Annotated in this window: 19 protein-coding genes; 8 read left to right on the top strand and 11 right to left on the bottom strand. The window is 67.0% G+C overall.

Annotated elements, in window-relative coordinates:
• Positions 1–86 precede the first annotated feature (86 nt).
• Both WJ12_RS13915 and WJ12_RS13910 read right to left on the bottom strand, forming a co-directional pair.
• The gene (locus WJ12_RS13915) at positions 87–1,826 is read right to left on the bottom strand and encodes a hypothetical protein (RefSeq protein ID WP_069245702.1); all 1,740 of its coding nucleotides are present in this window, start codon (positions 1,824–1,826) and stop codon (positions 87–89) included.
• Positions 1,826–2,980 carry a S8 family serine peptidase gene (locus tag WJ12_RS13910; RefSeq protein WP_167361876.1) on the bottom strand — a complete coding sequence of 385 codons (1,155 nt, stop codon included), beginning with the start codon at positions 2,978–2,980 and terminating at the stop codon, positions 1,826–1,828. The genes WJ12_RS13915 and WJ12_RS13910 overlap by 1 nt, the downstream gene beginning before the upstream one ends.
• A 633-nt stretch (positions 2,981–3,613) precedes the next feature.
• Here WJ12_RS13910 and WJ12_RS35895 point away from each other — a divergent pair.
• From WJ12_RS35895 to WJ12_RS13875, 8 genes are all read left to right on the top strand, one after another.
• Positions 3,614–4,396, top strand: a complete 783-nt coding sequence (locus WJ12_RS35895; protein ID WP_156810495.1) for a hypothetical protein — start codon at positions 3,614–3,616, stop codon at positions 4,394–4,396.
• A gap of 526 nt (positions 4,397–4,922) precedes the next feature.
• A complete protein-coding gene (gene mug, locus WJ12_RS13905) occupies positions 4,923–5,453 on the top strand; it encodes a G/U mismatch-specific DNA glycosylase (RefSeq protein ID WP_059558716.1) in 531 nt (176 codons plus the stop codon).
• Positions 5,440–6,063 carry a DNA-3-methyladenine glycosylase gene (locus WJ12_RS13900; RefSeq protein ID WP_059558714.1) on the top strand — a complete coding sequence of 208 codons (624 nt, stop codon included), beginning with the start codon at positions 5,440–5,442 and terminating at the stop codon, positions 6,061–6,063. The genes mug and WJ12_RS13900 overlap by 14 nt, the downstream gene beginning before the upstream one ends.
• A 101-nt stretch (positions 6,064–6,164) precedes the next feature.
• Positions 6,165–6,929, top strand: a complete 765-nt coding sequence (locus tag WJ12_RS13895; protein WP_034189290.1) for a ParA family protein — start codon at positions 6,165–6,167, stop codon at positions 6,927–6,929.
• A 499-nt stretch (positions 6,930–7,428) separates the two neighbouring features.
• Complete coding sequence (gene phaP, locus WJ12_RS13890) at positions 7,429–8,010, top strand: TIGR01841 family phasin (protein ID WP_059558711.1); 582 nt, start codon at positions 7,429–7,431, stop codon at positions 8,008–8,010.
• Between the two features lie 270 nt (positions 8,011–8,280).
• Complete coding sequence (locus WJ12_RS13885; protein WP_069245701.1) at positions 8,281–9,462, top strand: acetyl-CoA C-acetyltransferase; 1,182 nt, start codon at positions 8,281–8,283, stop codon at positions 9,460–9,462.
• A gap of 216 nt (positions 9,463–9,678) precedes the next feature.
• Positions 9,679–10,422 carry an acetoacetyl-CoA reductase gene (gene phbB / locus WJ12_RS13880; RefSeq protein ID WP_034189605.1) on the top strand — a complete coding sequence of 248 codons (744 nt, stop codon included), beginning with the start codon at positions 9,679–9,681 and terminating at the stop codon, positions 10,420–10,422.
• 109 nt (positions 10,423–10,531) lie between these two features.
• Positions 10,532–10,738: a hypothetical protein gene (locus WJ12_RS13875; protein WP_059557097.1), complete on the top strand. Its 207-nt coding sequence runs from the start codon at positions 10,532–10,534 to the stop codon at positions 10,736–10,738.
• Between the two features lie 85 nt (positions 10,739–10,823).
• Here the strand turns inward: WJ12_RS13875 and WJ12_RS13870 are convergent, their stop codons facing one another.
• The 9 genes from WJ12_RS13870 to WJ12_RS13830 all read right to left on the bottom strand — a co-directional run bounded on the left by WJ12_RS13870 (position 10,824) and on the right by WJ12_RS13830 (position 20,444).
• Positions 10,824–11,123 carry a hypothetical protein gene (locus WJ12_RS13870; protein WP_059557098.1) on the bottom strand — a complete coding sequence of 100 codons (300 nt, stop codon included), beginning with the start codon at positions 11,121–11,123 and terminating at the stop codon, positions 10,824–10,826.
• 27 nt (positions 11,124–11,150) lie between these two features.
• Positions 11,151–11,654 (bottom strand): hotdog family protein, encoded by a 504-nt coding sequence (locus tag WJ12_RS13865; protein ID WP_059557099.1) that lies wholly within the window; start codon positions 11,652–11,654, stop codon positions 11,151–11,153.
• Positions 11,654–12,469 carry a beta-ketoacyl synthase chain length factor gene (locus WJ12_RS13860; protein WP_059557100.1) on the bottom strand — a complete coding sequence of 272 codons (816 nt, stop codon included), beginning with the start codon at positions 12,467–12,469 and terminating at the stop codon, positions 11,654–11,656. The genes WJ12_RS13865 and WJ12_RS13860 overlap by 1 nt, the downstream gene beginning before the upstream one ends.
• An 8-nt stretch (positions 12,470–12,477) precedes the next feature.
• Positions 12,478–13,689: a beta-ketoacyl-[acyl-carrier-protein] synthase family protein gene (locus WJ12_RS13855; protein ID WP_059557118.1), complete on the bottom strand. Its 1,212-nt coding sequence runs from the start codon at positions 13,687–13,689 to the stop codon at positions 12,478–12,480.
• A 63-nt stretch (positions 13,690–13,752) separates the two neighbouring features.
• Positions 13,753–14,637, bottom strand: a complete 885-nt coding sequence (locus WJ12_RS13850) for a polysaccharide deacetylase family protein (protein WP_059557101.1) — start codon at positions 14,635–14,637, stop codon at positions 13,753–13,755.
• Positions 14,634–17,099, bottom strand: a complete 2,466-nt coding sequence (locus WJ12_RS13845; protein ID WP_059557102.1) for an MMPL family transporter — start codon at positions 17,097–17,099, stop codon at positions 14,634–14,636. Before WJ12_RS13845 ends, WJ12_RS13850 begins: the two co-directional genes overlap by 4 nt.
• Positions 17,099–17,734 carry a LolA-related protein gene (locus WJ12_RS13840; RefSeq protein ID WP_034189598.1) on the bottom strand — a complete coding sequence of 212 codons (636 nt, stop codon included), beginning with the start codon at positions 17,732–17,734 and terminating at the stop codon, positions 17,099–17,101. Before WJ12_RS13840 ends, WJ12_RS13845 begins: the two co-directional genes overlap by 1 nt.
• Complete coding sequence (locus WJ12_RS13835) at positions 17,731–18,708, bottom strand: LpxL/LpxP family acyltransferase (RefSeq protein ID WP_059557103.1); 978 nt, start codon at positions 18,706–18,708, stop codon at positions 17,731–17,733. Before WJ12_RS13835 ends, WJ12_RS13840 begins: the two co-directional genes overlap by 4 nt.
• Complete coding sequence (locus WJ12_RS13830) at positions 18,705–20,444, bottom strand: acyl-CoA synthetase family protein (protein WP_059557104.1); 1,740 nt, start codon at positions 20,442–20,444, stop codon at positions 18,705–18,707. Before WJ12_RS13830 ends, WJ12_RS13835 begins: the two co-directional genes overlap by 4 nt.
• Positions 20,445–20,489: the final 45 nt, after the last annotated feature.

The following is a 20,489-nucleotide window of genomic DNA, read 5'->3' as shown; positions in this document are numbered from 1 at the left end:
GTGTCGGCGGATACCGCGCGATTGCGGCTAACGTGCTAAATGCGCAATTGGGGAGGGGCGAGCGTCGGCTAACTTAGCGCGAGACTCTAGATCTGGCGCCATACCGCAGTGATTGCGACAAGTGCACGTCGAGACTGCTCCAAAAGCGCTGACCCATTCGGTTGAGCTTCGAGCTTGTGCAGCAAGCCTCGCTCGAAGCAGCTGTGGTAGTAATCGTCGATAACGGGCATTGCGTGCATGGGGTATGCTTTCAGCAAGGTGCTGGCGAAACCGGCGATGCGTGCGACGTTAAGCAAGAACGGCTCCCGCCCTTCTATATTTACCGGGATGGTTCCCACATGAGTCACGGGTCGCTTGTGCTCGGTTGTTCCGACGATCCGCGCCCAGTCGTCGCGCACATACACATACAAAAACTCCCGCCCAATCAATCTGGCAAATTCGGCGACCGGTGATCGGTGCGAGGAGGCTGCTCTCACCGAGCCACTTGGTTCGTTCAAAAAGCGGAGCAGCGAGTTGTAGCCGGAAAATTTATCCTCGAAATACCCAGGGACGACGATGCAATCGACTTGCATCCCCGACTCCCCCGACGCCTGTCGCCGCATGATACGGCGCAGGACCTCGGACGCCAATTGAGGGCGGCAACGGCGATAACTGGAAAACATCCACCCTGCTGGACTGCCGTCCTCGCGGGCCTGCGCGACGAACTCATTGAAATACGCGGCGTCGGGCGCCTCTGCTTCGGGAAATATGACGTCGACGACGCTTGTGCGCTCAACGAATGCATCCAAATCGCCCATTCCCAACACCTTGTTGGAGTCGGGAGACGACCCAACCAAGCGCGGCCGGATGTGCGAAACCGTGCGGGCCACGATCACGAATTCGCGCAGCGCTGACGCTAGGCTGGCATTCGCATGCGGCGACTTGCGCCGATCCTCGTTAACGCTTATCAGTTCCACTCCCGCACGTTCGTAGAGCGGCTTGACGAGCGTCTCGCTTAGGTCCGTGTTTCTGATCAATTCCGCAGCAGCGCTGCGTAGGTCAGAGTGCTCAAGGAAGTAGTCGAAGGTCGTCGCGCTGATGAGTTCTTCGATGAATCCAGCTGTCGACCGAGGCTGACGCATCCACCATGAGTCGTCATTCCAAGCTTGAGTAACATCTCGCGCATCGGAGAATTGGATGGACTGGCACAACGATTCGTGTGAGAGGATGATGCTGACTGATGCGGCAATCGCATCGCCAACGCCGGTCCGCGTGAGCCACGGGGCACTGGTGTGAGCACGCCAATCGGGGCAGAACTCCTCACACATGATCGCCGTCCCGCGGTAATCGGTGCGAGCAAGTTCGATGAGTGCGCGTGATGAGAACCAAAAGTGCGCGATCGATTGAGCGATTAGGTAACGCAGGAAGGACGACTTGCAATGGGCGTCAACGATGGCACTCATGAAATCATAGTAAGCCCGGTATTGCTCGGGCAGGCGAGACAGCGCTGCGGCGCGATCCTGTTCGGTCTCTAGATATATGACCCCGAGATAGGTCGCGGCGCATTCATGAGCGAAGCGAGAGCCTTCGAGCAAGTACTGGCTGGCGCGGGCAAGCTCGTCGGCGAGTTGCGAATCCGCCAGTCGTGGCCCCGCGATTCGAAGCAACCGCAAGAGGTTTCCATCGATCGTGGCGTTGATAAGTGCGCCGTGGATGCGTTCATGGTGAAACACCATGCCGTCGTTGGTAGCGTGCTCGACTACGTTGAGGCTCGAACCGTCGCTCCAGCCAAGCGTATTACTGAGCTCCACCTCGAAGGGTTGGAACGGAGTGGGGGGCGCCGTCATTACCGAGGCGCGAGGACGAGCCCGAGGCCGACTTGGCGTTCGTCGAATCCCGGTGCGAAGTTCGCGAGCGAAGTGCCAGCTAGCAGCCGGGCCTTGGCGAGCGGCGTCGTGTGAAAGAGGTTAATCGACGCTGAGCCGCCGCTTCGAGCCGCTTGGAAGCGTAGGGCTGCGACGCCTGCGACATGAGGAGTGGCCATACTCGTGCCGCTCATCGCCACTAGGCCGGTCTTCGTGCCCGCCTCAGCCGAAAGGACGTCGACGCCGGGCGCACAAAGCGCGCAATTGATGTTCGAGAAAGGCGCGATCGACAGCTGGCCTGTGTTGCTGCGCTGTACTGCACCGACCGAGACGAACTCGTCCGCCTCGCCAGGCGGTGCAGCCGGCATTTCGTAGACCGGGTTGAGGTTGCGCCGCGACTCGTTGCCGGAGGCGGCGATGAGCAATACTTCATGCTGACCGGTCTGCGGGCGTGCCGCCAGCATCGCTCCGAGTCGGTCAAAGAGGCGCACGTTTGAGCGATACTTGTGGAGTGCGATGGCGGTTGCCAAATCGATCGGCAAGCCGTCAATCTCATGGAGCTGTTTCGCAAGCGATGGATAGTCGAATCCCAGCGACATTGAGATGACGTTGCAACCATGGGCGACCGCGTCGGTGATCGCCTGCACCAGCATGCCGCTGTCGCCACCGCTTGTTCCGATCGCCTTGCCCACAAATACGTCGTTTACTCCACGTGCCACGCCTACGCGAGTGCCGGCCACGTCCCTGCCGAAGATCGTCGCGGCGCAATGCGTGCCGTGCCCATCAGTGTCGTTCAAACCTTCTCCGGTGTAGTCCACCATCTTGATTTTCACGCCTGCGAAGCACTCGTGCGAGTCGTCTATTCCGGTGTCGATGACACCGATACTAACGCCGCTACCATCGAATGGAGAAAGGTCCGCCCCGATTGCGGAGATCCCCCAAGCTATCCCTCCGGGTGCGAACGCGTCCGACGGGGCCGCGCTGGCCATCGGACGGATCAAGCGCAGCGGGATTGTGGGCGCGATTGCGGTGTCCGGCTGGAGAGCCAACTGCGCGGCATCGGCATCGCTCAACTCTGGTGTGCTGATAGAGATCGTGTCTGCTTTTCCTGACTTGCCCTTGATAGCCAATGTCATCGCAGAGCTGGTAGCGCGTTCTCGTGCGCTCGAATCGCGTCGCATCACAATATATTTCTGCACCATAACTCCTTGGACTAGGACTGCTATCCTAAGCTATGCGTGGCCGCAGTGCCATAAGCGGTGAACGCATTCTCTCAAGCTCTCGTCCCAATCCGAAGTTTTAGCTTCCTTACCATCTGGGCGCTCAAACTAGCTCTCTGCAGGACCCTTGCACGCAGGGGGGCGCAGCGGCGATCATGAGGCAAATGCGCTTAGCCCTAGCTAACAAGCAGGAGCTTCACGCAGTCACTGAATTTCCACGGACGCTGGATTTCGCCCGATGGCTGCTATAGGCTGCACGACCAGACATCCGCCGCAGAAGACTCGACTTCTGCTTCTGCTGTATTGCAGACGTTAGCGTCCGCCGCTTAAATGACTGAGCAGGGCCGACTTTCACACTATGTGGACCGATTAATTGCGGAGCGCTATGCTGGGTCGACGTCGGCGGAGTTCGGCAAGTTCCTGCCGTTCGACACGAAACTGGGGCCGTCGACAATTCTTGGCCAGACTAGCGATCTCTTTAACGGTCGACATCCCGTTCCTAATAACCTGAAATTTCTTCTCTAGCGAATTGAAATGCCACGAGACCAAATGGAATCCGCCGCTATCGAAAAGTTTGCGCTTAGCGTCACTGTGCCAATTTTCCTCGAGATGGGCGATTGGGGCGGCCTGCTAGCTACAGGTACGCTATTCAAGATTGACGAGCGTGCATTCCTCATTACGGCACGACACATCTTCGATGACGTGCAAGATGCCAGCAAGCTCGCATATCCGGAGAACCCGCTACGGGGAGGGCTCTATACATTCGGCTCCATAAACATCCTCAAGCCTACAGAGGAGCATATTGACGTTGCTGCCATTGAACTCCTGAGTCCGGAAACCGTTCAACGATTGAACGCAAACTGGAAGTTTCTCGGGCTAGCAAACGTCGCCTCAGCGTCCATGACCACAAGTGACGGAAGTTGCTTCGTATCAGGGTATCCAGAGTCACTCACTCAAAACGTTCAGGGGTGGACAAAGGGCAAGTTCGTTACGGCATACACGCAACGCTTCCACGATGTTCCACCAGAGGCTAGGTTGCCGGTGATACCGGATTTGGATCTCTTCTTTGACTACAGCGACGAAGGCACATCGATCACTGGCGAGACTGTGCAAACGCCGGAGCTACCAGGAGTTAGTGGTGCTTCTATATGGGAGCTGGTGTCCAGCACATCGAGCGTATGGTCACCCGAAGCAGTCACGCGAGTTGTGGGTATTCAATCTGCCTACGTGCACTCGAAGTACATTCGAGCGAAGAGTTGGTGGGCAGTTGCAAAAGTGCTTGAGCAGGCAGATGAGCAATTGGCCATCGCTATTCGAAGAAAGCTTAACTAGAGCTCGACGAATGCCGACGGATCGCCAACTAGCTTCGGGCAATTGGGAAGTTCAAAGTGTGCACTTCAGAGTTGGCTACTTGTGCCTCGGGTTGGCTGCTGCCGCTCGGCAGCAAGTAGTGGCCTTGGATGGATAAGCGCCTGCAGTACCTAGGGAGGCGAGCGCCGATAGAAAGCTACCCCGAAATGTCGGTGATTCGTAGCACGGGAGAGGCGGCAAGAGTCTAGACTAGTCTCAATTCAGCGCGTACCGCGCATCGACTTGTTGCCCAGTAGGCGCGAGCATGTCCAGCATCAATCTTTACGGTTTCAGGCCCGCTAACATCATAGAGGTCAGTCCAATACTCGTCGCCTAGGAATGTTTACATAATTGTGGAACAGAACCGTTCTGATCGCCAAGTCGTCATCCCGCATCACGACGGGCCCGAATGTCCGAGTCAAGCCGCTTGCTTGGCCCGGGTCTTCGGGCCTTTCTTCGTTTGACGTCGTTCCTGCACTTTTTCCGTATGTCGTGCTCCGGGTAAAACGTGGCTGACGAACTTCCCGACCTCATCGCCGAACATCTCGACGTGCTGTTCTGCGGGATCAATCCGGGCCTGACCGCGGCCGCGACCGGGCATCACTTCGCGGGAAGAAACAACCGCTTCTGGCGCGTGATCCATCTCGCGGGCTTCACGCCGACGGAATTTTCACCGCAGGACGATCACATGCTGCTCCGGTACGGCTGCGGCCTGACGGCGGTCGTGAAGCGGCCGACGGCGAGTGCCGAGCAACTGTCGCGTGCCGAATTCATCGCCGCGGCGGCGGCGTTCGAGCAGAAGGTCGTGCGTTACGGGCCGTGCTTCGTCGCCTTTCTCGGCAAGGCCGCGTATGCGGCGCTGTCGGGGCAACGCGAAGTCGCGTGGGGGCTGCAACCGGTCCGCATGCAGGGCGCGAACGTCTGGGTGCTCCCCAATCCGAGCGGGAGAAATCTCGCGTTCGGTCTCGGCGACCTGGTCGACGCGTACCGTCCGCTTTATCTGGCCGCGACGACGGCGACACGACATGCGGCGCGATAAGACCGCTTTCGTCTGGCCGGGCACCGTGTTGCCGCGGGCGTTCTTCGATCGCGCGGCCACCGACGTCGCACCGCTCCTGCTCAACAAGATCCTCGCGGCCGCCGACGGCCGCGCCGGCCGCATCGTCGAAGTGGAGGCGTATGCCGGCGCGATCGACCCGGCGGCGCACACCTATCGCGGCAGGACGCCGCGCAATGCGACGATGTTCGGGCCGCCGGGGCATCTGTACGTCTATTTCACGTACGGCATGCACTGGTGCTGCAACTGCGTGTGCGGTCCTGACGGTGCGGAAACGGGCGTGCTGATCCGCGCGCTGGAACCGCTGCACGGAATCGAGCGCATGCGTGCGGCCCGGCCGCCGCAGACGCGCGATCGCGACCTGTGCCGCGGGCCGGCGCGGCTGACGCAGGCGATGGGCATCGATGGCGCGCAGGATGGCGCCGATCTCGTCGCTGCGCGCGAAGGGTTCGCGATCGTCGACGACGGCACGACGCCGCCCGCGAACCTGGCGGGCGGGCCGCGCATCGGCATTCGCGTCGGCATGGACTTCCCGTGGCGGTGGTGCGTGCCCGGCAACCGCTACGTGTCGGGGACGCCGCCGCGCACCTGATGCGTGCCGGACACAAGCCGCACGCCATTCGACCTGCGTCATGCGGTCGCCATTATTGACCGGCTAAGCTGCTCTTTTCGACGTTTGATCGAGGGGGCACCATGCGGCGGGTCGTGTTCAACCAGAAGGGCGGCGTAGGCAAGTCGACGATCGTCTGCAACCTGGCGGCGATCAGCGCGAGCGAAGGATTGCGCACGCTCGTCATCGACCTCGACGCACAGGCGAACTCCACGCGCTACCTGCTCGGCGATGCGGCCGCCGACGCGCAACCGGGCGTTGCCGGGTTCTTCGAAACCGCGCTGACCTTCAACTTCCGGCCGATCGACGTCGCATCGTTCATCCATCCGACCCCGTTCGAAGGGCTCGACGTGATGCCCGCGCATCCGGATCTCGACACGCTGCACGGCAAGCTCGAATCGCGCTACAAGATCTACAAGCTGCGCGACGCGCTGAACGAACTCGACGCCTACGACGCCGTGTACATCGACACGCCGCCCGCGCTGAATTTCTATACGCGCTCGGCGCTGATCGCGGTCGAGCGCTGCCTGATCCCGTTCGACTGCGACGATTTCTCGCGCCGCGCGCTGTACACGCTGCTCGAGAACGTGAAGGAAATCCAGCAGGACCACAACGCGGCGCTCGAGGTCGAAGGGATCGTCATCAATCAGTTCCAGCCGCGCGCGAGCCTGCCGCAACGGCTGGTCGACGAGCTCGTCGACGAAGGGCTGCCGGTGCTCGCGTCGAGGCTGTCGGCATCGGTGAAGATTCGCGAGTCGCATCAGCAGTCGAAGCCGGTGATCCATCTCGAGCCGGGGCACAAGCTCGCGCAGGAATTCCGCGCGCTGCATCGCGAGCTGGCCGGCTGATTCCGCATTCACCCGTGTCGACCGCGGCCGCTTCATGCGGCCGTATTTTCATTTCGACTCTCAATTCATCAGATCATTGATTTATTCAATAGTAATTCAGAAAACGATTTCATAATAATCCAGAAAAAACGATTACATCAGTGACCGCTCCATTTTCAATCGGCGTCGGTTTTCTAATAAACGGAATAATGGATTGGTAAATGTTGCGCGATGTCACGGCGCGCTATCCTGCAGAAAGGTAAAAAGGCATTGCGGGACCCGCGCCCCGGTGGAATCTTCTCCGTGATACCGGCGTGTGGTGGGTTCCAGCAGCTGCCTGAAATGATAATAAGGGTTTACACCTACCATTAATGCCATTTAATTGACAATTAATCGATCTAGAATGACCTCCTTCAACTTCCCGTACTCAAATAAGTGGCGGGTTGTCAATAAGGAGGCCGTTTGAGATCGAGCTTCCATTTTTACGTCGTCTCTCGCATTGCTAACAGGAGCGTGCCCGATGTCCGTATTTGCCCCCGAAAGACTCACCGCCGATTATCAGTCCGGTATTGCCGCGTGGTTTGCGATTGCCCGTCCGGCGATTCACGGCTTCGAGGCTGTCGTCGAACTCAACCTGCAAGCGGCCCGGACGGCGCTGGAAGAGTACGAGGACAAGCTGAAAAACGCCTTCAACGGCAACAATCCGGCCGCCGGCTTCGCGCAGCAGATTGCCGCACCGCAAGAAGCGGCCGGCAAGGTCGTGTCGTACGGCCGCCATCTGTTCGACATCGCGGTGTCGACGCAGTCCGAATGGGCGAAGGTCGCGCAGGCGCAGTACGAACAGAACGACAAGCGCCTGAAGGACGTGCTCGGCGAGCTGTCGAAGCACGCGCCGGCGGGTTCGGCACCGGTGGTGGCTGCGCTGAATTCGGCGCTGTCGGCGGCGACGGCCGCGGCCGACTCGGTGCGCGCGGCGACGGGGCAGGCGATCGAGGCCGCACAGAGCGGTTTCGACGCGGTCAGCGAAACGGCCACGCGCGGCGCCAAGCAGACGGCTGCCGCCGCGCGCAAGGACGCTGCCGCGCGCGAATCGGCTGCGTAACCGCACGACGGCGTGCCGCGTGAAAGCGCGACACGCTCGATCGGCGCCGGACGGCGTCGGGCGCCGCGTGTGCCATGCGGGGTCCGGCCGTCGTCCGGTTCGCCGCAAGGCGCCCGTACCGGTGTGCCGCCGGTGTGCGCGAGCGCCGTCCGCCCCCATGGCGGCGTGCGATCGTGATCGCGCCGGATGGCGCGACGGGTGCCATCGCCCGTTGCAGCCGGCGCGTGCCGGTGTCGGAACGACGAACTGATTTCGATGCAGGAATTGAACATGACGGACGTAGTGATCGTATCGGCCGCGCGAACCGCGGTCGGCAAATTCGGCGGCTCGCTTGCGAAGATTGCAGCGCCGGAGCTGGGCGCGACGGTGATCCGCGCGGTGCTGGAACGTGCGGGCGTGAAGCCCGATCAGGTCAGCGAAGTGATCATGGGCCAGGTGCTGACGGCCGGATCGGGGCAGAACCCGGCGCGGCAGTCGCTGATCAAGGCCGGGCTGCCGAACGCGGTGCCGGGGATGACGATCAACAAGGTGTGCGGCTCGGGCCTGAAGGCCGTGATGCTGGCGGCGAACGCGATCGTCGCGGGCGACGCGGACATCGTGATCGCGGGCGGCCAGGAGAACATGAGCGCGTCGCCGCACGTGCTGCCGGGCTCGCGCGACGGGTTCCGGATGGGCGACGCGAAGCTGGTCGACACGATGATCGTCGACGGCCTGTGGGACGTGTACAACCAGTACCACATGGGCATCACCGCGGAGAACGTCGCGAAGGAATACGGGATCACGCGCGAGGAGCAGGACGCGTTCGCGGCGCTGTCGCAGAACAAGGCGGAAGCCGCGCAGAAGGCCGGCCGTTTCGACGATGAAATCGTGCCGGTGTCGATTCCGCAACGCAAGGGCGAGCCGCTGCAGTTCGCCACCGACGAATTCGTGCGTCACGGCGTGACGGCGGAATCGCTGGCCGGTCTGAAGCCGGCGTTCTCGAAGGACGGCTCGGTGACGGCGGCGAACGCGTCGGGGCTGAACGACGGGGCGGCGGCGGTGCTGGTGATGTCGGCGCAGAAGGCGGTGGCGCTCGGCCTGACGCCGCTGGCGCGGATCAAGGCGTACGCGAACGCGGGCGTGGATCCGAGCGTGATGGGCATGGGCCCGGTGCCGGCGTCGCGCCGGTGCCTGGAGCGCGCGGGCTGGACGCCGGGCGACCTGGACCTGATGGAAATCAACGAGGCGTTCGCGGCGCAGGCGCTGGCGGTGCACAAGCAGATGGGCTGGGACACGTCGAAGGTGAACGTGAACGGCGGGGCGATCGCGATCGGCCATCCGATCGGCGCGTCGGGCTGCCGGATCCTGGTGACGCTGCTGCACGAGATGGCCAAGCGTGACGCGAAGCGCGGGCTGGCGTCGCTGTGCATCGGCGGCGGGATGGGTGTCGCGCTCGCGGTCGAGCGCGTCTGAGCAGGGCTTGGCGACACGGTTCGCCGCGGCGCCGGCTGGCGCCGCAGCGAACCAGACGGGTTTCGCGCATGACAAGCAGCCAATAATACGCGCGAAGGTTCCGGTGCGTACCGCACCCGCGACGCGGGCGGTGGCGTATCGAAGCGGTGGGGCGGCAGCAGGTACGATGCCGCCGCCCCGCATTCATCGATTACTTTTTTGTCGGTAATTTATAGGATGACTAAGCGAATTGCAGTTGTGACTGGTGGAATGGGCGGTCTTGGCGAAGCGGTCAGCATCAGGTTGAACGACGCGGGCCACCGGGTAGTCGTCACGTATTCGCCGAACAACGCCGGCGCGGACCGCTGGCTGACCGAGATGCATGCGGCCGGTCGGGCGTTCCATGCGTACCCGGTGGACGTGGCCGATCACGATTCGTGCCAGCAATGCATCGAGAAGATCGTGCGGGAGGTCGGCCCGGTCGACATTCTCGTGAACAACGCGGGCATCACGCGCGACATGACGTTGCGCAAGCTCGACAAGGTCAACTGGGATGCCGTGATCCGCACCAACCTCGACTCCGTGTTCAACATGACGAAGCCCGTCTGCGAAGGCATGGTCGAGCGCGGCTGGGGGCGCATCGTCAACATCTCGTCGGTGAACGGCTCGAAGGGTTCGGTCGGCCAGACCAACTATGCGGCCGCGAAGGCCGGCATGCACGGCTTCACGAAATCGCTCGCGCTGGAGATCGCGCGCAAGGGCGTGACGGTGAACACCGTGTCGCCGGGCTACCTCGCGACGAAGATGGTGACGGCGATCCCGCAGGACATCCTCGACTCGAAGATCCTCCCGCAGATTCCGGCGGGCCGGCTCGGCAAGCCCGAGGAAGTCGCGGCGCTGGTCGCTTATCTGTGCTCGGAGGAGGCCGGCTTCGTGACGGGCTCCAACATCGCGATCAACGGCGGCCAGCACATGCACTGACGCGCGGCGGCCCGCACGGCAGTCGCGCACGTGACGGGCCGCGTTCTGCACTATCCAGTGCCGGAGCGGCGGCAGGCGCGCCGCTTCGGCCTCGCATTCCGGAGAACGCATGGGCGACACCTGGATCGGAATCGCGATCGGCGGCACGGCGCTCGCCGTCGCGCTGACAGTGGCGGTCTCGCTCTACTGGCTCGAGCGGCGCCGCGCGCGGCAGCTGCGGAACTTCGATCATCGCGACGGCGGGCTCGTCGCGTACGGCAGGTGCTTTGCGCGCAGGCCGGTACGACAGGCACGCCGCATGCGCGGGACGCGTTGACGGCGGCAGCCTCGCGGCCGTGACGCGTTGCGATCGATGAATGGTCATTCGTTGATCGCGGTCCGTCCGCGCACGACGCGCGTGATCAATCGTTCGTGCCGCTCTTTCCGGACGACTCGCCCGAGTCGCTCTTGTGGAAGATCCGCTTCGTCGTGCGCTTGGTGGCATCCCAGCCTTCGCGCGACGCGTGTGCGACGCCGTGCCCGACCGCCTTCGCGGCGCTCGCGGTCGCGTGGCCGAAGCTGCGCGCCGCCTCGCCGGTCTTGTGCGCGGCTTCCTTCGAATCGCGCTTGATGTCCTGCTTCACTTCCGACATGTCCGCGTGCGCGATCGGGCTGATCAGCGCCAGAACGAGCGCGGTACCTATGAACTGACGAACTTTCACGACCTGGTTTCCTTGGGGTTGGTTTCTTCAGCGAGGATTCGGGGTGCCGGCAGGTGCCGGTCGAAACGTGCCCGCGGCCGACGCGTCGAGCATCACCGCGGCGCGGCCGGACAGCAGCACGCGGTCGCCGCAGCGCAGCGCGAAGCCGTACAGCACCGAGCGGTCGTCGCCGCTCACGCGTTCCGCCTCGACGACGAGCGGCTGATCGAACGTGTCCAGCCGGTCGACGAACGCGTCGACGTTGCGCACGCTCGCGAGATAACCGACGCGCGGGCGGGCTTCGTGCGCCCCGAGCAGCGCGCCGTGCACGGCCATCGCCTGCGCCGCGTATTCGATGCCGCAGACCGACGCGAGCCGGCCGTGCGAGCGCAGCGGGTTGTGCGGATCGCGATGGCTCGTCGCCGTGCAGCGGATCCGTTCGGCGTCCCATGCATCGACCGTATCGAGCATGCACATCGCGCCGGCGTGCGGAATGTGCGCGGCGATCCAGGCGCGATCGAGCGGCGGCGCAAGCGGACGCGCGGCGGTCATCACGCCCGCTCCGCGAAGCGCTCGGGGATCGCGATGTCGATCTGCACGCGCGTATCGTCGAGATAATCGAGCACGACACGCGTCGACCGCCGCGTGGCCAGTGCGTCGAGCAACGGCAGCGCGCGCGCGGCCGGATTGCCGGCGCGCAACGCATCGAGTTGGGCATGCGCGAGTGTCGTCGCGGGCGCGTCGGTGAGCCGCACGTCAATACGGGCGAGCGCGCGTTCACGCTCATCGGGTGCGAGCACGAGTGCGACGCCGAACGCGTCGTCGATCGGCCGCACCGCGCGCAGCGGTTCCGGATAGTCGGTGTCGTACGCGATCAGCAGCGTCGGCGTGCGATCGACCACGACCTGGCACAGGCTCTCGAGCAGGCCGGCAGCAAAGCTGCCGTCGTGCGCGCACAGCACGTTCGACGTCGCCATCGCACGGGTCGCGATGCTCCAGTAACCGGCCGGCGCGTTGTGTACGGAGTTGTGAAAGCGCGTCGGCGACAGCTGGCGATCGTCGCCGGCCAGCGTCTCGCAGATCGCGTGGCAATTCTGGCCGTCGCCGCCGGATGCGCTGAAGACGGTCGCGAGCGTCGCGGCATCGCGGTCGCTCGCGGCCACGGCTTCGTGGCCGACCGCGAGCGCCGTGCGCACGACGGGGCCCGTGCGGCGCCGCTCGGCCGACGGCAGCCCGGCCGGCGGCGGCAGCGCGGTGCGCGCGGGCGCATAGGGTGCGCGGCCCGCGAGCACGTCGGCCGCGTGTGGCCAGTCGTTCAATCCGGGCCCGACGAGGCCGATGCTTTCGATGAAGGCGGTGAGTGTCATGGCGGGCCTCAACGGCGTGCGTGATCGGCGCGGCCGAGGATCAGGCTGCAATTGGTGCCGCCGAAGCCGAATGAATTGGACAGGACGGCGCGCACACGCGTGTCGCGGCTCGCGAGCACGTAGTCGGCCGCGAGCGCCGGGTCGGGTTGCGTCGTGTTGATGCCGGCCGGCACGAACTGCTCGCGCAGCGCGAGCGCGGCGACGACGGCTTCAAGCGCGCCGGCCGCGCCGAGCGTGTGGCCGGTCGCGCCCTTCGTCGAACTGGACGGCGTGCTGGCGAACAGCGCGCCGACCGCGCGGCTTTCGGCTGCATCGTTGCTCGGCGTCGCGGTGCCGTGCAGGTTCACGTAGTCGATATCGCGTGCGCCGAGGCCGGCGGACGCGAGCGCCTGCTCGATCGCGGTGCGCGCGCCGAGCCCTTCCGGATGCGGCGACGACATGTGATGCGCATCGCTCGATTCGCCGATGCCGAGCAGCAGGATCGCGTCGTCGTCGAGCGCGGCGGGCGGGCCGGGCACGCGCTCGACGAGCGCGAACGCGGCGGCCTCGCCGATCGAGATGCCGTCGCGCGCGACGTCGAACGGCCGGCACGGCCGGCGCGACAGCAGCTCGAGCGAATTGAAGCCGTACAGCGTCGTCAGGCACAGCGAATCGACGCCACCGACGACGGCCGCGTCGATCAGCCCGGCCTCGATCATGCGGCGCGCGGAGCCGAACACCTTCGCGCCGGACGAGCACGCGGACGAGATCGCCATCGCCGGCCCGCGCAGCGCGAAATACGCGCGCACGAATGCCGCCGGCGAATACGGGTTGTGCGTTTGCGCATAGCGGAAGCCGGCCGGCAGTGCGCCGTTCGCCGGGTCGCGGTGCCGGTATGCGTGTTCGGTCTCGAGGATGCCGGCCGTGCTCGTGCCGACGAACACGCCGACGCGCGCCGCACCGTAGCGCGCGACGGCCGCCGCAACGCTTGCGTCGAAGCCGTCCTGCATGAGGCCGAGCTGCGCGAGGCGGTTGTTGCGGCATTCGAAGTCGGCGAGATCCGCGCGCACGGGGTGTGCATCGACCCCGTCCACCGCGCCGATCCATGTGTCGAGGTTCGCGCGCTCGAAGTCGCACGGCGTGAGCCCGCCACGAGCGTGGCGCAGCGCATCGAGGGTCGCGTCGAGGCCGCGGCCGATGCAGCTGGTGGCGGTGAAGTGCGAGAGCAGGAGAGGTTTCACGAGGGTCGCATCCGGTGGCCGGAACGGGCGCCGCAGCACGGCTGGCAGGCGCGCCGTTCGAGGTCAGATTTTATCAAACGGGGGGGCCGGAATGCCCGGCTGGCCGGACGGTTCGGGCGCGAGCGCCGCGCGCAGCGTGGTCCAGTGCAACTGCGCATCGGCGGCGGCGTGCAGTACCGCCTGCAGCACGTCGAGCACGACCGGTTCGCCGCGCGCATCGCGTGCCGCGTGACCGTCGTGCACCAGCAGGATGTCGCGCGCATCGAGCCCGTGCAGCAGGCGCTGTGTGACGATCGCGGCATCGCGGGTGCGCGTGTCGAAACCGCGTCGCGTCCAGCTGGCGAGCTGCAGGCCGAGTTCGCACAGCACCGGTTCGAGAAACGGATTGCGCAGGCCGGCCGGCGCGCGGAAGAACAGCGGGCGCGTGCCGGCGATCTCGGTCAGCGTCCGTTGCGCGGCCGAGATCTCGCGCCGCAGTGCGGCGGGCCCCGACAGCGAGAACGTATGCCGGTGCCGCTGGCTATGGTTCTCGACCGCATGGCCGCGCGCGACGATCGCCTCGATCCACCGCGGATGACGGCGCGCGAGATCGCCGATGCAGAAGAATGTCGCGCGCGCGTCGTAACGGTCGAGCAGGTCGAGCACGCGCGGCGTGACGTCCGGGTCCGGGCCGTCGTCGATCGTCAGCGCGATCCGGCGGCCGGCACCCGTCGGCAGACGCGTCCAGTTCGGGCCGAGCAGCGCGCTGCGCGGCCACAGGCCGGCGGCCGTCAGCGCGAGATGCGACGCGACCACGCCACCGACGGCCCACGGCCACGCGGCCGGCTGCGCGATGACGGCGGCCGCCGCACCCGCGTGCAACGCGGCCGCGCCGGCGATCAGCGGCGTCGGTTTCCAGCGGCGCGCATCGCCGGCCCGATGCGATGGAACGGACGGCGGCGCGTTCATGCCGGACTCCGTTGACGACGATCGCCGGCCGCCGCGGCGCGCGGCGCGAGAATCGCCGCGAAGGCGAGCGCGAGCATCGCGCCGGGGCCGACGGTCAGCCCGAAGGTTTCGAGCAGCGGCACGCGCGACAGCGCGAGCAACCCGAAGCCGGCGACCGTCGCGAGGTTCGCGATCAGCAGCGACACGAGCGTGTACGGCGTCACGGGCTGCGCGTCGTCGCGCTTGCAGAAGAACAGCGCGTAGTTCGAGCCGACCGCGACGATCAGCAGCATTCCGACGAGATGCAGGATCGTCAACTGCACGCCGGCCAGCGCGAAGCCGGCCGTCACGACCAGCACGGCCGCGACGAGCGGTGCGAGCGCGCGCGCGGCAACGCGCGGCGAGCGCAGCGCGATCAGCATCAGCACGGCGATCGCGGCGAAACCCGCGAGCGACAGCCGGATGTCCTCGCGCACGTAGCTCACGTAGAGGCGATCGGCTTCGGCCTTCATGTCGACGAACAGCGCGTCGGGCACGCCCGCGCGCGCGACGGCCGCGCGAATCGGCGTCGCGTCGAGGCCGGCCGTCGGCTGCGCGGCGCGTGCGGCGTCCGGCGCGCGCAGCGGCAACATCGCGTTCCAGCGGCCGTCACGTTCGGTCAGCAGCGCATCGACGGCCAGCGCCATCGACGTGCCGCGCAGGTCCGCGCGCGTCAGCAGCGGCGCGTGGCGTGCGGCGTCGACGTCGGCGATGAACGGTGCGAACAGCTCGGGCTTCACGGCGATCGGCTGGTTCGCGACGGCGTCGCGCATCCGGGCGGCGAGCACGTCCGCATCCGGCAGGCTCGCGAGGCGCGCGCGCTGCGCGGCATCGCTCGGCAGGTAGCGCGCGGGGCTTTCGAAACCGGCGAGCGCGCCCTGGTCGACGAGCGGCTGCAATTGCGCGGCGACTTTCTCCGCGCCTTCGAGCGCGGCCTGTTCGGTCGGCGCGGCGATCACGACGAGGTAGCGCACGTCGGGCGCGCCGACGTCGGCGCGCAGTCGCGCGTCGAGTGCCTGCGCCGCCGCAGGCACGGGGCTGAGCGCGGCGAGTTCGCGGCTCCACAGGCCGTCGCGATGCAGCACGAGCGTCGCGGTCGCGGCGACCACTAGCGCGGCGAGCGGCCAGCGCAGCCGCGGCGCGGCATCGGCCGCCCGTGCGAGCGCCGCGCCGATGCGCGATACGTCGCGGATCGCGACGTGCTCGCCGCGCAGGTGCGGCAGCACGAAGCGCGTGACGAGCGCGGCGGCCGTCAGCCCGACGATCGAATACAGCCCGAGCTGCACGAGGCCCGGGAATCCGGAGAACAGCATCGACGCGAATCCGCACACGGACGTCAGCACGCCGAGCCGGATCGTCGGCCAGTACGCGGCGACCCATGCGCGTGTCGCGTCGCCCGGGCGCGCGGCGCCGCGCGTGCCGGCCTGCGCCGATTGCACGAACAGGTAGATCGAGTAGTCGACGGCTTCGCCGATCAGCGTCGTGCCGAAACCGAGCGTGAGCCCGTGGACCGTGCCGAACGCGACGCTGACCGCCGCGATCCCGGCCGCGACGCCGGTCAGCACCGGCAGCAGCCCGAGCGCGAGCGTGCGCGGCGAACGGTACAGCGTGAGCAGCAGCGCGACGATCAGCACGACGCTCGCCGTCGACAGGCGCTCGACGTCATGCCGGATCGTGTCGCGCGTGTCGACCGAGAACACGCCGGGGCCCGTCATCGCCAGCGTGTTCGCCGCTGCATTCGGGACGGCCTGTTGCGCGGCGGCGAACGCGCGGCGCACCGTGTCGATCGCGCGTGCCTGCGCGTCGGTATCGGCGCCGGCGGCGGCCGTCTGCACGACGAGCACCGCGCGCGTGCCGTCGCGCGATGCCCACACGCCGTCGCGGCTCGCCGGTTCGGCCGCACTGTCGAGCTGGTCGACGAGCGCGGTGACTTCGCCGGTCGGGTCGCGCGGCAGCATCGCCTTGGCGACGAGGCCGGCCGACGAGCTCAGCAGGTCGAGGCTGTCGCCGAGCGCGCGGTGCAGGCCGTCGGCGCTGAAGCGCCGCGGCGTGACGGCCGGGCTCAGCAGGTAGCGGTGATCGAAGACGAACTGCCGATCGCGCGCGTCGTTCGCGGCTTCGCCGTTGTGCACGGCCGCGAATTGCGGATCGGCGCGCAGCGCGCCGGCGACGCGCCGCGACAGTGCGGCACGCGTGGCCGCATCGCCGCCGTCGATCGCGACGAGGATCAGCCGCGACACGATGCCGTCGCGCAACTGGTCGACGAGCACGCGCTGTCCGGCGCTCGGCGAACTCGGCAGGAACGCGGACAGGTCGGCCGTGAAGTGCGCACGCCCGATCGCGACGCCGCATGCGGCGAGCGCGAGCAGCCACACGAGCACCGCGCGCTGCCGCCACACGTGCAGGCGGCGCGCGACGGGGGAGGGGCGCGTGCGTTCGTCCATCAGTTCGCGGTCGCCGCAACGGGTTGCAGGCGCATCACCGACCGGTCGCCGTCGGCCTGCCGGATCGCGACGCCGCGCAATTCGTCGCGCGTGCCGTCGAGCGTGATCGTGCTGACGACCTTCAGCATCCGCGCGTCGAGCGGCGTGAGCGTCAGCGTCCAGTCGTCGCCGCGCCCGGAAAGGGCGACCTTGTACACCTGTTCGAGCGCGAAGCGGTTGCCGGCGAGCGTCGCGCGGATGCTGTCGATGAACGCGCCGAGTTCCGGATAGCGCGCGAGCGCGAGCGTGAACGTGCGGTTGTTGCGCTCGACCGTGAGCATGTCGCCGTCGACCACGAGATGTTCGGGCTTCGGGCTCAGGGTGTGCTTTTCCAGATGATCGGGGGCGACGAACACGAGCTCGCCGGACGATTCGACCGGCTGCGTGGCGATCGACAGGTACTTCGTCTCGGTGAACGTCGCGCGTCCCGACTTGTGCCGCGCGAGCGTCGACATCAGCCGGTCGAGGTTCCACGCAGGCGTCGTGTCGGCCGCGCGCGCGGGCACGGCCAGCGCGAGCGCGGCGGCCGCGGTGGCGAGCAGGCGCGCGGCGCGGCGCGCCGCGAACGGAAGCGGAAAGCGGCGAACGGCGGTCATGCGTCGGAATCCCTCGTGGCGGGCAGGTCGGCACCGGCGTGCGCGGTGTCGCGGCGCGCGGCCGCGGCGTCGCCGTCTTGCCAGAAATCGAAAAAGTTGAACCAGTTGTACGGCGCCGCGCGGCAGTACTTGTCGAGTAGCGCGACGTAGCGCGCGAGTGCCGTGTCGACGGCCGCCGCGCGCGTGTCGCGCCGCACGTCGGAGAAATCGGCGAGCGTCTCGAAGTGCACGTCGTAGCGGTTGCCGTCGCGATAGAGGCCCGTCATGAAGATCACCGGGCGCTTGAGCATCGCGGCCATGTACAGCGGCCCGCGCGGGAACGCGGCCGGCGTGCCGAGCAGCGGCAGCCGCCGCAGCGACGCGGCCGCGTCGTCGAGCAGCGTGCGGTCGGCGAGCATGCCGACCATGCAGTTCGCGTCGAGGCGCTCGCGCACCTTCAGCATCGAGTCGACCTGCCCGAGCGGAATCACTTCGGGCTTCGCGGCCGGGTTCACCGCGGCGAGTGTCGCGTTGATCTTGCGCGCATTCGTCTCGTACATCGTGACGACGACGCGCAGGTCCGGATGCGTGCGGCCGATCGCGCGCACGACCTCGAAGCTGCCGAGGTGCGCGCCCATCAGGAACGCGCCGCGGCCGCCCGCGAGCGCATCGTCGACGAGCGTCTCGCCGTGCAGCCGGATGTCGAACAGGTCGAAGCGTCCGTTCATCAGGTAGATGCGGTCGTGAATCGTCGCCGCGAACGTGAACACGTGCCGGTACACGTCGCGCCAGCGCGCGGGGCGGCCGAGCACGCGGCGCAGGTAATCGCGCGACGCGGCGCACGCGGCCGGCGAGAACAGCACGAAGTACGTCGCGATCAGGTGCAGCACGAGGCGCGCGCGCTGCCGGCCGAAGCGCAGCGAGATCCACGTCATCGTGCGCAGCAAACCGGCGTTGCTGCGTTCCTGGCGTTCGGCCCACGCGGTGCGCTTCATGGCTGCGCGCCATCCCGCGCGGCCGGCGGCGCGGACAGCACGCCGGTCGCGACTTCGCGCGACCCGACGCGCAGCGTGAAGCGGATCGCGCCGCCGGCCGCGGTGTCGTATGCGAGATCGAGCGGTTCGCCCGGGGCGACCGGGCTCAGGAATTTCGCGGAACCGAGCCGCCATGCGTGCAGCGGGCGGTTCAGCGCCGTGCCGATCGCGCGGATCGCGTGATCGAGCAGCACGACGCCCGGCACGACCGGATGGCCGGGGAAGTGGCCGGGCAGCGCCGGATGATCGGCGGGAATCGTGAACGCGAGTGCGGAGGCGGCCGCGGCGCGTTCGGGCGCCGGCGCGGCCGTCGCGCGCGCATGTTGCGCGACGAGCGCGGCGAGCACGTCGCGCGGCAGCTTGCCCGTTTCGTTGCGCGGCAGCGCGTCGACGAACACGAGCGGGCGCGGCATGAATGCAGGATCGATCCGCTCGCGCAGCGCGCGCTGCAGATCGGCGGCCGTGAGCGTCGGCGCGACGACGAGCGCGACGAGGCGCGTGACCGGTTCGAGGCCGGTATCGCCGTGCGCGGGCGCGGCTTCGTCGGGCATGAAGAACACGCCGTCGACTACCTGCGCAATCGCGTTGAGCTGATGATTCAGGTAGGCGAGCGACGTACGCTTGCCGGCGATGTTCACAAGGTCGGCCTTGCGGCCGTGCAGCAGGAACCGGCCGTCGCCGAGCAGTTCGAGCGCATCGCCCATCGGCACGGGCGCCTCGACGTGCCCGCCCGATACCCACACGGTCGGCCCGCTGTCGTCGCCGTCCGGTTCGGCGCGCGCGTCGAGGCGGATGTCCGGGAACAGTTCCCACGCCGCGCCCCGCGACGTGCGGCGCGTCGCGATCTGGCCGGTTTCCGTGCTGCCGTAAATCTCGACGAGCGGCGCGTCGAGCGCGGCTTCGGCTTCGCACGCGAGTTTTTCCGACAGTGGCGCGGTGGCCGACAGCACGAGGGCCGCCGGCGGCAGCGCATGGCCGGCGGACAGCAGCGCCCGCAGGTGGATCGGCGACGTGACGAGCACGCGCGGCTGCGGGATCGCGTCGAGCTCGTCGCGGATGTCGACCGGGTAGAACGGCTGGCGGTTGCTGAACGCGAGGCCGCCGATCAGCGCGAGCAGCACCGTCGACTCGAAGCCGTACATGTGCTGCGCGGGCACCGTGCCGATCAGCGTGGCCGCGCGCCCGTCGAGCAGCCCGAGGCGGTCGGCCGCCGCGCGCACGCAGCCGACCAGGAAACCCCAGGTCTTGCGGTGCGGCACTGGCGTGCCGGTCGAGCCGGACGTGAACACGTAGGCCATGATTCGCGCCGCGTCGATCCGCGGCACGGCGAACGGCGCGTCGTCCGCAAGCGCGCCGGGCGCGGCATCGGGATAGGCGAAGCGCGGCAGGTCGATCGTGCAGTCGGGCGCGTCGTGCAGGCAGAACGCGTCGGGTGCGAACGAGGCGAGCTGGCGGACCATTTCCGGCGTGTGCGTCGACGGCAGCAGGCTGATCTTGCCGGCGACGAGCGCCGCGCACAGGCTGACCGCGAAACGGTAGCGGTCGCGGCACACGTTGAACACGTGGCCGCCGGCGGGCAGCGCGGCGGCCACGCGCGCGACGTCGGCGACGAACGCGCGCACGGTGACGGGCGTACCGTCGCGCCAGGCGATCGTCTGGTCCGGCGAGGAATGGAATACCAGCGGGTGAGTCGGCATAAATCGGTCAAAACGGGGGCGAAGGCCGGCGCGGCGGCGCGCCGG

The organism is Burkholderia seminalis (genome assembly GCF_001718535.1).
Taxonomy (GTDB): domain Bacteria; phylum Pseudomonadota; class Gammaproteobacteria; order Burkholderiales; family Burkholderiaceae; genus Burkholderia; species Burkholderia seminalis.
Note: the sequence above shows the minus strand (reverse complement) of the source record. Positions and strands in the feature narration are given on the sequence as shown.

Bases quoted from the DNA above. Each gene is read 5' to 3' on its own strand.
- WJ12_RS13895 (WP_034189290.1), top strand. From the start codon at position 6,165: ATGCGGCGGGTCGTGTTCAACCAGAAGGGCGGCGTAGGCAAGTCGACG.
- phaP (WP_059558711.1), top strand. From the start codon at position 7,429: ATGTCCGTATTTGCCCCCGAAAGACTCACCGCCGATTATCAGTCCGGT.
- WJ12_RS13835 (WP_059557103.1), bottom strand. From the start codon at position 18,708: ATGAAGCGCACCGCGTGGGCCGAACGCCAGGAACGCAGCAACGCCGGT.
- WJ12_RS35895 (WP_156810495.1), top strand. From the start codon at position 3,614: ATGGAATCCGCCGCTATCGAAAAGTTTGCGCTTAGCGTCACTGTGCCA.
- WJ12_RS13900 (WP_059558714.1), top strand. From the start codon at position 5,440: ATGCGGCGCGATAAGACCGCTTTCGTCTGGCCGGGCACCGTGTTGCCG.
- phbB (WP_034189605.1), top strand. From the start codon at position 9,679: ATGACTAAGCGAATTGCAGTTGTGACTGGTGGAATGGGCGGTCTTGGC.
- WJ12_RS13885 (WP_069245701.1), top strand. From the start codon at position 8,281: ATGACGGACGTAGTGATCGTATCGGCCGCGCGAACCGCGGTCGGCAAA.
- WJ12_RS13830 (WP_059557104.1), bottom strand. From the start codon at position 20,444: ATGCCGACTCACCCGCTGGTATTCCATTCCTCGCCGGACCAGACGATC.
- WJ12_RS13875 (WP_059557097.1), top strand. From the start codon at position 10,532: ATGGGCGACACCTGGATCGGAATCGCGATCGGCGGCACGGCGCTCGCC.
- WJ12_RS13915 (WP_069245702.1), bottom strand. From the start codon at position 1,826: ATGACGGCGCCCCCCACTCCGTTCCAACCCTTCGAGGTGGAGCTCAGT.
- WJ12_RS13865 (WP_059557099.1), bottom strand. From the start codon at position 11,654: ATGACCGCCGCGCGTCCGCTTGCGCCGCCGCTCGATCGCGCCTGGATC.
- WJ12_RS13840 (WP_034189598.1), bottom strand. From the start codon at position 17,734: ATGACCGCCGTTCGCCGCTTTCCGCTTCCGTTCGCGGCGCGCCGCGCC.
- WJ12_RS13850 (WP_059557101.1), bottom strand. From the start codon at position 14,637: ATGAACGCGCCGCCGTCCGTTCCATCGCATCGGGCCGGCGATGCGCGC.
- WJ12_RS13845 (WP_059557102.1), bottom strand. From the start codon at position 17,099: ATGGACGAACGCACGCGCCCCTCCCCCGTCGCGCGCCGCCTGCACGTG.
- WJ12_RS13910 (WP_167361876.1), bottom strand. From the start codon at position 2,980: ATGACATTGGCTATCAAGGGCAAGTCAGGAAAAGCAGACACGATCTCT.
- WJ12_RS13860 (WP_059557100.1), bottom strand. From the start codon at position 12,469: ATGACACTCACCGCCTTCATCGAAAGCATCGGCCTCGTCGGGCCCGGA.